Source organism: Achromobacter sp. Bel, from assembly GCF_012928505.1.
In the GTDB taxonomy this organism is placed as follows: Bacteria; Pseudomonadota; Gammaproteobacteria; order Burkholderiales; family Burkholderiaceae_B; genus Achromobacter.
In genome coordinates this window covers 1-13,722 of the sequence record NZ_JABBJN010000065.1, presented here as the reverse complement: position 1 = coordinate 13,722, position 13,722 = coordinate 1, and the positions used below count along the sequence as shown (strand labels likewise).

Genomic DNA, 13,722 nt, shown 5'->3' with positions numbered 1-13,722 from the left:
CTCAGGCGGCGGGCAGCCACAAGGACACCCGCAGCCCGCCCAGCGGCGAGCGTCCGGCACGGACCTCGCCACCATAGGTGCCCGCCAGGTCGCGCACGATATCCAGGCCCAGGCCCGAACCGGGCAATTGCTCGTCCATGCGCACCCCTCGCAGGAAAATGCGTTCGCGCTCGTGGTCGCCGATGCCCGGGCCATCGTCATCGATATGCAGCAGCAGGCGCCCCGCGCCTGCCAGTTCCGCCGTGACGCGGACCTCCCCCGCCGCCCATTTGCAGGCGTTGTCCAGCAGGTTGCCCAAGATTTCTTGCAGGTCTTGCTGCTCGCCCCGAAAAACCAGGTCCGGGGAAATTCCCGCTATCCCGATGCGCAGGCCGCGTTGCGCGTACAAGCGCTGCATAACGCGCACCAGCCCCTCGACCGCGTCCAGCAACGGCGCGCGGCCATCGGCAGCGCCCGACGAGGCGGCCGCCCGCGCACGTGCCAGGTGATGGTCGATCTGCCGGTTCGCCATCCCCACCTGTTCTTGCACCAGCGACGCCGGCACGCTGCCCTCCCGGGATGCCGCGTTGGCCAGGATGGTCAGCGGCGTCTTGACCGCGTGCGCCAGGTTGCCGGCCTGCGTCCGCGCGCGCTGCACGATTTCGGCGTTCATCGCCAGCACCTTGTTGAAGTCGTCGACCAGCGGCTGGATCTCGCTGGGAAAGCGGCCGTCGATGCGGCTGCTGCCGGCGCTCTGCTTTGCCAGCTGGCGCCGCAGGCGAGCCAGCGGCCGCAGGCCGACCACCACCTGCACCACCGCTGCCGCCGTCAGCCCGGCGGCAAGCGCGCCCAGCGCGATGGCCAGCATGTGGTTGAAGCGCCCGATGGGCTCGGCCAGCACGCGGCGGTCGGCCGCCACCACCAGGCGCAGAGGCGCGGCGTCCTCTTCGGCCGGCTTCAGGATGCGCGCCACGGCTTCCAGGCGGCGCCCGGCAGGTCCCGCGATGTCATACGTCTGGTCCCCGGCCGGGGCTGCCTGGTCGGAAGCCTCCGGGGTGTCAAGTGTCTGGTCCCACAGCGACCGCGAACGCGCCGCGCCGATCAACGCCGGCCGGCCACCGTCGGCCAGTCGGTCGACCTGCCAGTACAGGCCCGACAGCGGCTGCTCCAGGCGCGGATCGTTCGGCGGCGGGTCCACCACCGGACGGCCATCCGCGCCGGCGTTGACCGCCGCCGTCAACTGATTCAGGTGCAGAGTCAGCTCGGCCTGCAGTTGCTGAGTGATGTGCTGGCGGAACAGGCTGGCAAGCCCCCAGCCGGCCAGGGCCACGGACACGAGGATCCAGGCCAGCGTGCCGGCCAGGAGTCGCAGCCGCAGCGAACCCAGCATGCCCGCGCGCGCGGGCTTCATCCCTGCGCCGCCAGCCGGTAGCCCAGCCCGCGCACGGTTTCGATGGTGTCGGGGGGCAGCTTCTTGCGCAAGCGACCGATGAACACGTCGATGGTGTTGGAGTCGCGGTCGAAGTCTTGCGCATAGATGTGCTCGACCAGCTCGGTGCGCGACACGACCTCGCCTGCGCGCTGCATCAGCACCGACAGCACCTTGAATTCGTGGCTGGTCAAAGTCAGCGCCTGGCCGTCGATCGTGACCTTGGCCTGGCGCGTGTCCAGCATCAGCGGGCCGCAACGCCATTGCGCGCTGGCATGTGCCGTACTGCGCCGCAACAGCGCGCGCACCCTCGCCAGCAGTTCTTCCATGTGAAAAGGTTTGGTCAGGTAGTCGTCGGCGCCGGCGTCGATGCCGGCCACTTTCTCGTGCCAGTTGTCGCGCGCGGTCAGGATCAGCACCGGCATATTGCGCTGGGCGGCGCGCCACAGCTTAAGCACGGTAAGCCCGTCCATGACCGGCAGCCCCAGGTCAAGCACCACGGCGTCGAACGCCTCCACGTCGCCCAGGAATCGTGCCGATTCGCCGTCTCCGGCCACGTCCACGGTATAGCCCGCGCCGCGCAGCGCATCGGCCAGTTGGCCGGCCAGCGTGGGTTCGTCTTCCACCACCAGTATGCGCATCAGTCCTTGCCCTTGAATTTGATGTCGCGGCCCTTGACGGCCAGCAGCGCGCCGTCGCGCGCGTCGATCTTCAGCTTCAGGATGCCCCCGCCGCTTTGCAGCACCCGGATCTCGTAGATGAATTCGTCGTCGTCCTCTTCGAACTCGACCTTGACGACCTGCCCGGGGAAATCGCGTTCGACAATATCCAGCACCGCGCCCAGCGGCAATACCTTGCCGGCTTCCAGCGCCTGGCGGGCGCGTTCGTGGTCGCTATCGCCGGCCAGCCCGCTGACCGGCCCCGCGATGAGCGCCAGCGCCAGCACGCCGCCGGACAACAGGAAGCCGCCGCGTTTGCGCCGGGTCGAAAGGGGCTGCCGCAATGCCGGACCTCTTGAAAATTGGGGGATGGATCATCTTTTATACCGCGCCAAGCATGAACCCAGCATGAACGGCCGCTTCAGAAAAGGTTCATGCGCCAACCCGAATAATGGGCACAAGGTCGCGACAACGGCCTGCTTTTTCCCTTCATTATTCCCCTTCATCCTAGGAGCTACCCATCATGACGCGCATTCAGAACACCCTGGCCGCCCTGGCAATCGGCGCTTCCGCCCTGGTCGCGGGCACGGCGGCCCACGCCCAGGCCGCGGCCCCGGCCACCACCCCGGCCGCCGTCGCCCCCGCCGCGCCGATGCTGACGATCCGCCAGGTCTACGACAAGATGGAAGCCGCCGGCTACCGCAATATCTCCGAGATCGAGCGCTCCAGCAAGCACGGATACGAGGTCAAGGCGTATGACCCGCAGGGCCAGCGCGTGAAGCTGTATGTCGACCCGCAATCGGGCGCGGTCACGCGCAGCCGCTTCGACGACTGAATCGGGCGCATGGCGGGCAGGACGTATGAGTATGATGGAATGCACCGATAGCCCTGGAGTCGCATCATGCCCGTCCCGCGTATCCTGGCGGCGGCCAGCCTGGCCCTGGCGCTGGCCGCGCTGAACGCCTGCGGCGAAGTCGCCACCCTGCCTGTCGAGGCGGGCATGGGGCCGACGCCCAGGCTGCCCCCTCCCAACACTACTGTCATCCCCACCGTCAACACCGCGAAGGCCGTGGGCTGGATCGCGGGCGCGCAGCCCGTGGCGGCGGCTGGCCTGGGCGTGAACGCCTTCGCCAGCGGGCTTGACCATCCCCGCTGGTTGCATGTGCTGCCCAATGGCGACGTACTGGTCGCCGAGACCAACGCGCCGCCCAAGCCCGAAGACGCCTCCGGGGGGATCAAAGCGTGGGCCGCCGGCATCATCATGAAGCGCGCGGGCGCCCGCAGGCCCAGCGCCAACCGCATCACCTTGCTGCGGGACGCCGACCACGACGGGGTCGCAGAGACCCGCAGCGTATTGCTGCAGGGCTTGAACTCGCCCTTCGGCATGGCGCTGATCGGCGATCAGCTGTACGTCGCCAACGCCGACGCCGTCCTGCGCTTTCCGTACGAACCCGGGCAAACGCAGATTTCGGCCCCGGGCGTGAAAGTCACGGACCTGCCCGCCGGCATCAATCACCACTGGACCAAGAACCTGATCGCCAGCCCCGATGGCCGCAAGCTGTACGTCTCCGTGGGGTCCAACAGCAATGTCGCCGAAAACGGCATGGAGATCGAAGCAGGCCGCGCTGCCATTTGGGAAATCGACGTGGCCAGCGGCGCGAAGCGCTTGTACGCCACCGGCCTGCGCAACCCGGTCGGCATGGCCTGGGCGCCCGACCGCAAGACCCTGTGGACCGCCGTGAACGAACGCGACGAACTGGGCAGCGACCTGGTGCCCGACTACATGACATCGGTACGCGACGGCGGCTTCTATGGCTGGCCGTACAGCTACTTCGGCCAGCACGTCGACACCCGCGTCACGCCGCCTCGGCCCGACCTGGTGGCGCGCGCCATCGTGCCCGACTATGCGCTGGGCCCGCACACGGCGTCGCTGGGACTGGCGTGGTCGGGCGACACCCGGCTGCCCGCCCCTTTCGCCGGCGGCATGTTCGTGGGCCAGCACGGCTCGTGGAACCGCGACCCGCGCAGCGGCTACAAGGTGATCTTCGTCCCGTTCGCGGGCAACGCGCCCGCCGGCGAGGCCCGCGACGTGCTGACGGGATTCTTGAACGAAAGCGGGCAGGCGCAGGGCCGGCCCGTGGGCGTGGCCGTCGACAGCCAGGGCGATCTGCTGGTGGCCGACGACGTGGGCAACGTGATCTGGCGGGTCAGCCCGAAACTGTGACGTTTCAGGGGCCGCCGGCGCAAGCCAATGCCGGCCCCCTTGCGTTCGGTCAAACCCCTTGCGGGTAACGTCGCGAATTCTGGCGTACAGTGGGGCGAGAATGTGGTGTCGCCGGTCCGCCGCACATTGCGCTGGCCGGAAATTCCGCTCCCCTCGAAACATTGGAGGCATGAATATGATGTTCAAGAAACTCTGCGTCGCGGCGGTCCTCGCTGTCGCGTCGGCCCCGGTCCTGGCGGCCGAGTGCTCGGTCGATATCGCCGGCAATGACCAGATGCAGTTCGACAAGAAGGAAATCACGGTCAGCAAGAGCTGCAAGCAGTTCACCGTGAACCTGAAGCACCCCGGCACCCTTGCCAAGAATGTCATGGGCCACAACTGGGTCCTGACCACCACGGCCGACATGCAAGGCGCGGTGAACGACGGCATGGCGGCCGGCCTGGACAACGACTACGTCAAGAAAGACGACGCCCGCGTCATCGCCCACACCAAGGTCATCGGCGGCGGCCAGACGGATTCCGTCACGTTCGACGTCAGCAAGCTTGCCGCCGGCACCGACTACACCTTCTTCTGCTCCTTCCCCGGCCACTTCGCGCTGATGAAGGGCACGTTAAAGCTGGTCGACTGACCTGCCCGGGGCGGCATGCCGCCCTGAGGGTTGCCTGCACGGGCCCCGCGCCCCTGGTTCGCCAGGGCTGCGGGGCCCGTTTACCTGAGGGGTGCGGACAGCGTCACGGCGCCCCTGCCGCCAACGCGGGAACCGGCCCCCGCCGCGATCCGCCCCCCTACAATGGCCGCTTCCTCGACAACACGGAAAAGGAGCAGGCATGAGCACGGAAAAGGTAGCAATCGTGACGGCGGGCGGTAGCGGCATGGGCGCCGCGGCGGCGCGCAAGCTGGCGGCCGATGGATACCGCGTGGCCATCTTGTCTTCGTCCGGCAAAGGCGAAACCCTGGCGCAGGAACTGGGCGGACTGGGCGTCACCGGCTCCAACCGTTCGCCTGAAGACCTGGCCCGCCTGGTGGAAACCACCTTGCAGACATGGGGCCGCGTGGACGCCGTGGTCAACAGCGCAGGACATGGCCCGAAAGGCCCGCTCCTGGAAATCAGCGATGACGACTGGCATCTGGGCATGGAGTTCTACCTGCTGAACGTGGTGCGCATCACGCGCCTGGTCGCACCGGTGATGAAGCAGCAGAAGTCGGGCGCCATCGTCAACATCTCGACCTACGCCACCTTCGAACCCGAGGCGCTGTTCCCGACGTCCGGCGTGTTCCGTGCCGGCCTGGCCGCGTTCACCAAGGTGTTCTCCGACGAATACGCCGAACACAATGTGCGGATGAACAATGTGCTGCCGGGCTTTATCGACAGTCTGCCGGAAAAAGACGACCGCCGCGTGCGCATCCCGATGGGCCGCTATGGCACCGCCGAAGAAGTGGCCGACCTGATCGCGTTCCTGGCGTCCGACGCGTCGTCCTATATCACCGGCCAGAACATCCGCATCGACGGCGGCATCACGCGCTCGGTCTGAATCTCATGCTTATGGACTAAGCCTCTCGTCCGAATGACGGTATTGAACCGCGCGGCGCGGTTCAGTACCGTAGTTTTTCGCATTCGACGAGAGGTTGGCGATGACTGTCACCCCGGGCCAGGCGTCGCGCTTTCTGGCGCAAGCCACCTTCGGGCCCACCCCCTCACAGATTGACGCGGTTGTGCGCGACGGCTACGCCCCCTGGCTGGATGCCCAGCTGGCGATGCCGCCGTCGCAGACGCATTTCGACTGGCTGCTGCAACAGAAGACAAACACCGAGGCCTTCAAGGGTAACGGCATCAATGCGCCGCTGGAATCCACGCTCTGGCGCAAATTCATCAGCGCCGAAGACCAGGTACGCACGCGCGTGGCGTTCGCGCTGTCCGAGATCTTCGTCGTGGGCGTGCAATCCATCACGGCGTCGTGGCCGCTGTTCGGCGCGGCGGGTTTCATGGACCTGCTGGCCGAACACGCGTTGGGAAATTACCAGGATCTGCTCACCGCCGTCACCAAGAACCTGTCGATGGGCTGCATGCTGACCTATCGCGGCAACCGCAAGGAAGACCCCAAGACCGGCCGCCACCCCGACGAAAACTACGCACGCGAGGTCATGCAGTTGTTCAGCATCGGCCTGCTGGAGCTGGCCCCGGACGGCACGGTCAGAAAGGTGGACGGCGCACCCGTCGAAACGTACACGAATGCCGACGTCCAGGGGCTGGCCAAGGTGTTCACGGGATGGGATATCAACGGGCCGGAGACCGACGTGGAATTCCACCGGCGGCCCATGGCGCTGAACAACGCCCAGCACTCGATGGCCGAAAAGCGCTTTCTGGGCGCGGTCATTCCGCCTGGCACGGATGGACATCTGTCGCTCAAGCGCGCCATGGACGTCATCTGCGCGCATCCAAACGTGGGGCCGTTCATCGGCATGCAGCTGATCCAGCGGCTGGTCACCAGCAACCCCAGCCCCGCTTATGTGGCGCGCGTGTCGATCGCGTTCAATGACGACGGCAAGGGCGAGCGCGGCAACCTTAAAGCGGTGGTGCGCGCGATTTTGCTGGACCCGGAAGCGCGCAACCCCGATTTGAACGACCCCGCCTGGGGCAAAGTGCGCGAACCCATCCTGCGATTCTCGGGTTGGGCGCGCGCCTTCGGCGCCACGTCGACCAATGGCGCGTGGGCCATGCCCGACACCACCGACAACACGATACGGCTGGCGCAAAGCCCAATGCGGTCGGCCACGGTCTTCAACTTCTTCCGGCCCCGGTATTCCCCGCCCGTCACCGAACTGTCCAAGCGGCACCTGGTAGCCCCTGAAATGCAGATCACGGACGAGACCAGCATCGCGGGCTACCTGAACTTTTTGGCGATCTACGCCGACCGGGGGTGGGAAGACTTGCAGACCTCCTATGCGCCAGAGATCGCGTTGGCGGACGACCCGCAAGCGTTGGTGGCGCGCGTCGTGCTGCTATTGGCGGGCGATGCGTTCAGCGCGCAGACCGCAGGCGCCATTGCCGGCGCCGTCGCCACCCTGCCCGCCAGCCGGCCGCGCGACCGCGTACGCGCCGCGATATTGCTGGTCGCCGCCACCCCTGAATACCTGGTGCAGAAATGACGCAGCCCCACGATGCCGACCGCCGCGCCTTTCTGCTGCGCGCCTGCGCCTTGGGCGCGACCGGTGCGGCCGCGCCCCTGGCATTGAACCTTGCGGCGCTGGGCGCAGCCGCCGCCCAGTCCGCCCCCCCGTCCTACAAGGCGCTGGTGTGCGTGTTCCTGTACGGCGGCAACGATCCCTTCAATACGCTGGTGCCCTTTGACGATGCCGCGTACCGCGCCTACGCTGCGGCGCGCACAGACATCGCACTACGGCGCGACACGCTGCGCGCCACTGCGCTGCGCGGCAAGGCGGCCGAGCCAGGCGGCGCGCAGTTTGCGCTGGCGCCCGCGCTGGCCCCGCTTGCGCCGCTGTACGAAAGCGGCCAGATGGCGGTGCTGTTGAATGTGGGACCGCTAGTGGTTCCCACCACCAAAGCGGAATACATCAGCGCCCGCGTGCCACTGCCGCCCAAGCTGTTTTCGCATAACGACCAGCAATCGTATTGGCAGGCGCTGGCGCCCGAGGGTGCTTCATCCGGCTGGGGCGGCCGGCTCACGGACTTGTTCGCCGGCGCCAACGCGCAGCGCACGTTCACCGGTATCACGGCAGGCGGCAGCACCGTGCTGCTGGCCGGGCATAAGGTCGCCGGATACCGCGTCGGCATCCACGGGTCCACGCCGATTGAACTGTTGCACCGCGACATGTACGGCTCCAGCGCCTGCACGGCGCTGCTACGCCAACTGATCACACAACCGCGCGAGCACCTGATGGAACGCGAACTGTCGCGCATCGCCGCGCAGTCCATTGACGCCGACACCCGCTTGCGTGCCGCGCTGGCCGATGTGGCGGTACCGGGCGATTTCGGATCGCCGCTGGCCCAGCAGTTGAAGATCGTGGCGCGCATCATCGGCGCGCGCCAAGCCTTGGGCGCACGGCGACAAGTGTTCTTTGTGTCGCAGAACGGCTATGACAATCACACCGGTTTGAATGACACCCACCCGGCGCTGCTGCGGGAACTGGGGCAGTCCCTGGCGGTATTCCAGCAGGCGTTGACGACACTGGGCGTAGCCGATCAGGTCACCACCTTCACGGCGTCCGAGTTCGGGCGCACGCTGGGGTCCAATGGCAACGGGTCGGATCACGGCTGGGGCTCGCACCATCTGGTTCTGGGCGGCGCAGTCAATGGCGGCCGCAGCTACGGCACGCATCCCGAGATCGCCCTGAATGGCCCCGGCTTCGTCGACAACGGGCGCTTGCTGCCCACGCTGGCGGTGGACCAGCTGGGCGCATCGCTGGGCCGCTGGTTCGGCGCTGGCCGCGAGGAATTGCGGCTGGTGTTTCCAAACTTGAAGAATTTTGATGCGGAGGGGCTGGCCCTGTTGCCCAGCGCATGATGCGCAACGGCATTGGCCATCTGCCCGCCGCATCAACGTTGACGACGCCTGGCTACCGAGCCGCCAACTGCCGGTTGGCCGCCAGTTGCTTCCAGCGTACGGCTTCGCTTTCGACAAACGCGCCCAATTCGGCGGGCGTGCCGCGGCGCACCTCGGCGCCTTGTTCGCCAATCTTCTTCGCGACTGCCGGGTCCGCCAAGGCTTGATTCAACGCCTTGTTCAACGTGGCGACGACGGCGGCATCCGCCTTGGCCGGCGCGAAGATCGCGTACCACTGCGGCACATCCACGCCCGGCACGCCGGCCTCGGCCAGCGTGGGCAAGTCGGGCAGCGCCGCCGTGCGGGTGGAACCCGCCACCGCCAGCGCCTGGATCATGCCGGACTTCAGATGCGGGTACACGCTGAACAAACTGGGGAACATCACCTGCGTGGTGCCGGACAGCGTGTCCGACAAGGCAGGCGCCGAACCTTTGTACGGCACGTCCAGCATCTGTGTGCCCGTCGCCAGGTTAAAGAGTTCACCTGCAATCGCCGGCGCGGTGCCGGGCCCTGCGGACGCGAAGCTGAGCGCCTCGGGATTGTCATGGCCGTATTTCACCAGACCCGCCACATCATGCACCGGCAGGCGGCTGGTCACGACCATGATGGTGGGGGAATCCGCCACCATGCCGATCGGCGTGAAGTCCTTGACCGGGTCGTAGTTCAACTTCTGCATGGCAGGATTGATGCCGTGCGTGCCGATATATCCGAGTATCAAGGTATAGCCGTCGGCGGGCTGGCGCGCCACGTAGTCAGAGGCAATTGCGCCCTGCGCCCCAGGCTTGTTGATGACGATGACGGTCTGCCCCAGCAGTTCGCCCACCTTCTGGCCGACCACGCGCGCCAGCACATCATTGCCGCCACCAGCGGCAGTCGGCACGACCAGCGTGATCGGGCGTTCGGGATAGGCGGCATGCGCCGTTGCGCTCAGCACCAGCAGCAAGGCTGCCGCGCAGGCGGTTTTCAGGGGATGGCACTTCATGATGTTGTCTCCAGAGGGATCATTGGTTTTTGTGTAAGGGGCCTCTTTGCGGGCCGCTTTAACGGTCAAGACGTATCGCGTGCGCTGCCCGCCGCAACTAGGCGGCGGCGCGCGCCTCCTGGTGGCGCTGCGCGCCCGCCAGAACGTAGTGGCCCGGCACATACAACAGGCCTTTCATGATCTTGCGCGCGGTGCGCATCAAGCCGGCCGCCCGCACAACGCCGCTTGCGGGGTCTAGTTCCACATCGATATCCATGGCGCCTGACGGATGTTCGATCCGCACGCTGCGGTAGCCCGCCCGCACGGCCGGGCCGCCGCAATCGTGCGCCACGGTGCCGGGCATGAGGAACGCGCTTGCCACCCCCACGGCCCCCGTCGCCGCATGCGATCGATGGCAGGCGCGCGGCGTGAAATAACGTGATCGCAAAGCCAGCCCGCCGGAGGAATCCGACGGCGCCAGCAGCACGGGTTTGGGGATGACGCTTTGGGACACATCGCCCAGGCCCATCCGGAGGCCCGCCTCCCGGCGTATACGCTCCATGCGCTCCAGCAACGCGGTATCCGCATCCAGTTGCGCAGGCGTTTCATCGCCTAGCAAGCCGAAATCTTGGGCGCGCATCAGCACCATGGGCATGGCGGCATCGATCAGCGTGACCGCAACGCCGTCTACCGTTTCCTGGCGCGATCCGCTGGGAAACAGCGTGCCGGTGACCGCGCCCCAGGCATCCAGAAAATTCAAGCGAACGGGCGCCGCCGCGCCGGCAACGCCGTCGATACGCGCCTCGCCTTCGTATGTCAGGTGGCCGCCCGGCGTTTGCACCACCGCTTCGATGATTGCCCCCGTGTTGACGTTGTGCACCCGAACCGGGGTGACGCCGTGGCGCGCCGCGATCAGGCCTTCGTCGATCGCAAAGGGCGCGGCGCCCGACAGCATATTGCCGCAGTTGGGCCGGGTATCGACCGTGGCGCGGTCTACCGACACCTGTGCAAACAGATAGTCGATATCACAATCGGGGCGCGTCGAACGCGACACAATCGCGACTTTGCTGGTCAACGTGTTGCCGCCGCCAATGCCGTCGACCTGCAAGGCATGGGGCGAGCCCATGGCGCTCAGCAGCAGTTGGTCGCGCTGTACGGGGTCTGCCGGCAGCCAGTCGCCCAAGAAAAAGGGGCCGCGCGACGTGCCGCCGCGCATCAGTACGCAAGGGATTACGGTTTCCATGGACGCCATTCTGCGACGGTGCGGCTATTATTTGAATTGCAACTTACGGATGGATTAATGCATGGCACGCATCAATTTTGATTTACAGGAATTGCAGGCCTTCGTGGCCGTGGCGGAACGTGCCAGCTTTCGCGCCGCCGCCGACGACCTGCACCTGTCTCAACCGGCGCTCAGCCGCCGTATCGACAAGCTGGAGAGCATCCTGGGCGCGCGCCTGCTGGAACGCACGACGCGGCGAGTGGCGTTGACGCAAGTCGGACGCGTCTTCCTGGAACGCGCCCGCGCCGCCATCGACGAATTGGAAAGCGCCGTGCTCAGCATCGGCGACCTGGCCGCGCAGCGGGGCGGGTTGGTAACGGTGGCCTGCGTGCCGTCCGTTGCCTATTATTTTTTGCCGTCCGTGATCCGCGACTACACCGAACGCTTTCCCCGCATCCGCGTGCGCATCATCGACGAAACCGCCAATACCGTGCTGAACAGCGTGGTGACCGGCCGCGCCGACTTTGGCATCAGTTTTTTCGGCACGCAAGAGCCGGACGTCGATTTCAAGGCGGTGCTGCGCGAGGACTTTGTACTGGCGGTGCGCCGTGACCATCCGCTGGCCAGCCGTCGCAGCGTGTCTTGGGAAGCGCTGGCGCAGGAACGGTTCATGACAGTCGCCAAGGAAAGCGGAAACCGCCTGCTGATCGATGACGCGCTGGCAAAAAGCGGCAAACGCACGGTCAGCGCATTCGAAGTCAGCCACATCATGACGCTGCTGGGGCTGGTGGAAGCCGGCCTGGGCGTGGCGGCCGTACCGCAACTGGCCATGCCGCAGACGGGCCACGCCACATTGACCAGCGTGAAGCTGGAACATCCGCGCGTCACGCGCACGCTCGGGTTGATCGCCCGCCGCGGCCGCCCCCTGGCGCCCGCCGCCCAACAGCTCTATAACCTGATACATCAAGCCGGCAAGTCGGCCAAACACAAACCCGCTCCCAACCCCTAGCCTCATGACTCTGCCCCACTCCCTGGCTTTACAACCCGCCTCCGACGACGATCTGCCCTTCCTGCTGGCGCTGCGCAAAGCCACCATGCAGGAACACTTGCAGCGCGCCGGCGCACCGCTGGATGACGAGCACCATCTGGCGCGCATCCGCTACCACTTCGACGACGCCCAGATCCTCTGCCTGGACGGCCGGCCCGCCGGGCTCTTCAAGCATTACCGTGACCCGGCCGGCTGGCGCATTGTGCAGATCCAGATCGACCCGGCGTTTCAAGGCCAAGGCCTGGGCCGCCTTCTGCTGGAGCGCGTGCTGGACCAGGCGGACGCTGAAGGCGCGCCCGTCACCCTTAGCGTGCTCAAGGGCAACCCCGCCCAGCGCCTGTACACGGCGCTGGGCTTCACCCCCATCGAGGAGACCGAGCTGGAGTTTGAAATGCGATACGAGCCGGGCACCGCCCGGCCGGTTGGCTGAACTCTGCAAATTCTTTTGTCGGGGCGGGAATATTCCCGCAACGGCCGGCGTCTGTAGAGGGCAGTCCCCCACTTTCCTATCTACGAGGCACAACATGCGCAATCACATCGCCGCCGCCCTGGTTCTCGGTTCCGCCGCCCTGTTCTCGGCCGGCGCCCACGCCCAGGCCGTCAAGACCCAGGACGGCATCCTGGTCAACAACGCGGGCATGACGCTCTACACCTTCGACAAGGATGCCGGAGGCAAAAGCGCTTGCAACGACCAGTGCGCCAAGATCTGGCCCCCGGTCGCCGCGCCCGCCGACGCCAAGCCCATGGGCGACCTGACGGTCATCACCCGCGACGACGGCTCCAAGCAATGGGCTCACAAGGGCAAGCCCGTCTACCTGTACGCCAAGGACACCAAACCGGGAGACAAGACCGGGGACAACTTCAAGGACGTCTGGCACGTCATCAAGCCCTGACTCCGCCCGCCCCGCCCCGCCATCCCAGCGTCCATGCGCGCCGAAGACGAAGCCCTGATCCTCGCTTGCATCCCCAGCCTGCGGCGTTACGCCCGCGGGCTGACAGGCGACCTCCACCGGGCCGACGACCTGGTCCAGGACACGCTCGAGCGCGCATGGAGCCGCTATTCGCGATGGCAACGGCGCGGGGAGCTCCGCGCCTGGATGTTCGGCATCATGCATAACCATTTCATCGACGGCGTGCGCGCCAGCAACCGGCGGGCGGATCAGACTGCTCCGGGCGACATGCCCGATGCGCCGGTGCGCGCCACGCAGACCGACCACCTGGAGGTGCGCGACCTGGACCGCTGCCTGCAAGCCCTGCCGGCCGAGCAGCGGGAAGTCCTGTTGCTGATTTGCGTGGAAGACCTGTCCTACCAGGAGACCGCCCAGGTGCTGGACGTGCCCATCGGCACGGTCATGTCCCGGCTGTCGCGCGCCCGTGAAAAACTGGGCGCACTGATGCAAGGACGCGACACGGTCAGCCGGCTGCATCGCGTGAAATGACATGAACGACAAACACCTCCATCCCCTCCCCGGCGCGGGCGCCCCCATCACCGAAGCCGATCTGCATGCCTATGCGGACGGCCAGCTTCTCCCCGCGCGCCGTGCCGACGTGGACGCCTTCCTGGCGGCGCATCCGCAAGACCAGACCCGCGTGAACGACTGGCAGGCGCAGCGCCGCGCGCTACATGCGCTGCTGGAC

Annotated in this window: 15 protein-coding genes and 1 pseudogene; 11 read left to right on the top strand and 5 right to left on the bottom strand. The window is 66.7% G+C overall.

Annotated features, from left to right (window positions below):
* Nucleotide 1: 1 nt before the first annotated feature.
* The 3 genes from HG262_RS26980 to HG262_RS26970 are packed head-to-tail and all read right to left on the bottom strand — an operon-like array spanning nucleotide 2 to nucleotide 2,369.
* On the bottom strand, nucleotides 2-1,390 hold the full coding sequence (locus tag HG262_RS26980) for a sensor histidine kinase (protein ID WP_169273940.1): 1,389 nt from the start codon (nucleotides 1,388-1,390) through the stop codon (nucleotides 2-4).
* Nucleotides 1,387-2,049: a response regulator transcription factor gene (locus tag HG262_RS26975; RefSeq protein WP_169273939.1), complete on the bottom strand. Its 663-nt coding sequence runs from the start codon at nucleotides 2,047-2,049 to the stop codon at nucleotides 1,387-1,389. Before HG262_RS26975 ends, HG262_RS26980 begins: the two co-directional genes overlap by 4 nt.
* A complete protein-coding gene (locus HG262_RS26970) occupies nucleotides 2,049-2,369 on the bottom strand; it encodes a PepSY domain-containing protein (RefSeq protein ID WP_248293516.1) in 321 nt (106 codons plus the stop codon). The genes HG262_RS26975 and HG262_RS26970 overlap by 1 nt, the downstream gene beginning before the upstream one ends.
* 221 nt (nucleotides 2,370-2,590) lie before the next feature.
* Here HG262_RS26970 and HG262_RS26965 point away from each other — a divergent pair, with 221 nt between their 5' ends.
* From HG262_RS26965 to HG262_RS26940, 6 genes are all read left to right on the top strand, one after another.
* A complete protein-coding gene (locus tag HG262_RS26965) occupies nucleotides 2,591-2,902 on the top strand; it encodes a PepSY domain-containing protein (RefSeq protein ID WP_169273937.1) in 312 nt (103 codons plus the stop codon).
* A gap of 66 nt (nucleotides 2,903-2,968) precedes the next feature.
* Nucleotides 2,969-4,291 carry a sorbosone dehydrogenase family protein gene (locus HG262_RS26960; RefSeq protein WP_169273936.1) on the top strand — a complete coding sequence of 441 codons (1,323 nt, stop codon included), beginning with the start codon at nucleotides 2,969-2,971 and terminating at the stop codon, nucleotides 4,289-4,291.
* 178 nt (nucleotides 4,292-4,469) lie between these two features.
* The gene (gene azu, locus HG262_RS26955; protein ID WP_211187795.1) at nucleotides 4,470-4,919 is read left to right on the top strand and encodes an azurin; all 450 of its coding nucleotides are present in this window, start codon (nucleotides 4,470-4,472) and stop codon (nucleotides 4,917-4,919) included.
* Nucleotides 4,920-5,118: 199 nt separating this feature from the next.
* Nucleotides 5,119-5,823 carry an SDR family oxidoreductase gene (locus tag HG262_RS26950; RefSeq protein ID WP_169273935.1) on the top strand — a complete coding sequence of 235 codons (705 nt, stop codon included), beginning with the start codon at nucleotides 5,119-5,121 and terminating at the stop codon, nucleotides 5,821-5,823.
* A gap of 100 nt (nucleotides 5,824-5,923) precedes the next feature.
* Nucleotides 5,924-7,438 (top strand): DUF1800 domain-containing protein, encoded by a 1,515-nt coding sequence (locus tag HG262_RS26945; protein WP_169273934.1) that lies wholly within the window; start codon nucleotides 5,924-5,926, stop codon nucleotides 7,436-7,438.
* The gene (locus HG262_RS26940) at nucleotides 7,435-8,814 is read left to right on the top strand and encodes a DUF1501 domain-containing protein (RefSeq protein ID WP_169273933.1); all 1,380 of its coding nucleotides are present in this window, start codon (nucleotides 7,435-7,437) and stop codon (nucleotides 8,812-8,814) included. Before HG262_RS26945 ends, HG262_RS26940 begins: the two co-directional genes overlap by 4 nt.
* Before the next feature lie 52 nt (nucleotides 8,815-8,866).
* Here the strand turns inward: HG262_RS26940 and HG262_RS26935 are convergent, their stop codons facing one another.
* The gene (locus HG262_RS26935; protein WP_169273932.1) at nucleotides 8,867-9,835 is read right to left on the bottom strand and encodes a tripartite tricarboxylate transporter substrate binding protein; all 969 of its coding nucleotides are present in this window, start codon (nucleotides 9,833-9,835) and stop codon (nucleotides 8,867-8,869) included.
* 97 nt (nucleotides 9,836-9,932) lie between these two features.
* Nucleotides 9,933-11,057, bottom strand: coding sequence for a 4-oxalomesaconate tautomerase (locus tag HG262_RS26930; protein ID WP_169273931.1), 1,125 nt, complete (start codon nucleotides 11,055-11,057; stop codon nucleotides 9,933-9,935).
* Nucleotides 11,058-11,118: 61 nt separating this feature from the next.
* Here HG262_RS26930 and HG262_RS26925 point away from each other — a divergent pair, with 61 nt between their 5' ends.
* The 5 genes and pseudogenes from HG262_RS26925 to HG262_RS26905 form a co-directional block, all read left to right on the top strand.
* Nucleotides 11,119-12,045 carry a LysR family transcriptional regulator gene (locus HG262_RS26925; RefSeq protein WP_169273930.1) on the top strand — a complete coding sequence of 309 codons (927 nt, stop codon included), beginning with the start codon at nucleotides 11,119-11,121 and terminating at the stop codon, nucleotides 12,043-12,045.
* Nucleotides 12,046-12,049: 4 nt separating this feature from the next.
* Nucleotides 12,050-12,514 carry a GNAT family N-acetyltransferase gene (locus HG262_RS26920; protein ID WP_169273929.1) on the top strand — a complete coding sequence of 155 codons (465 nt, stop codon included), beginning with the start codon at nucleotides 12,050-12,052 and terminating at the stop codon, nucleotides 12,512-12,514.
* A gap of 94 nt (nucleotides 12,515-12,608) precedes the next feature.
* Nucleotides 12,609-12,977 (top strand): hypothetical protein, encoded by a 369-nt coding sequence (locus HG262_RS26915; RefSeq protein ID WP_169273928.1) that lies wholly within the window; start codon nucleotides 12,609-12,611, stop codon nucleotides 12,975-12,977.
* 33 nt (nucleotides 12,978-13,010) lie between these two features.
* Complete coding sequence (locus HG262_RS26910) at nucleotides 13,011-13,523, top strand: RNA polymerase sigma factor (RefSeq protein WP_169273927.1); 513 nt, start codon at nucleotides 13,011-13,013, stop codon at nucleotides 13,521-13,523.
* A 1-nt stretch (nucleotide 13,524) separates the two neighbouring features.
* Nucleotides 13,525-13,722: pseudogene (locus tag HG262_RS26905) on the top strand (anti-sigma factor); the annotation flags it as partial.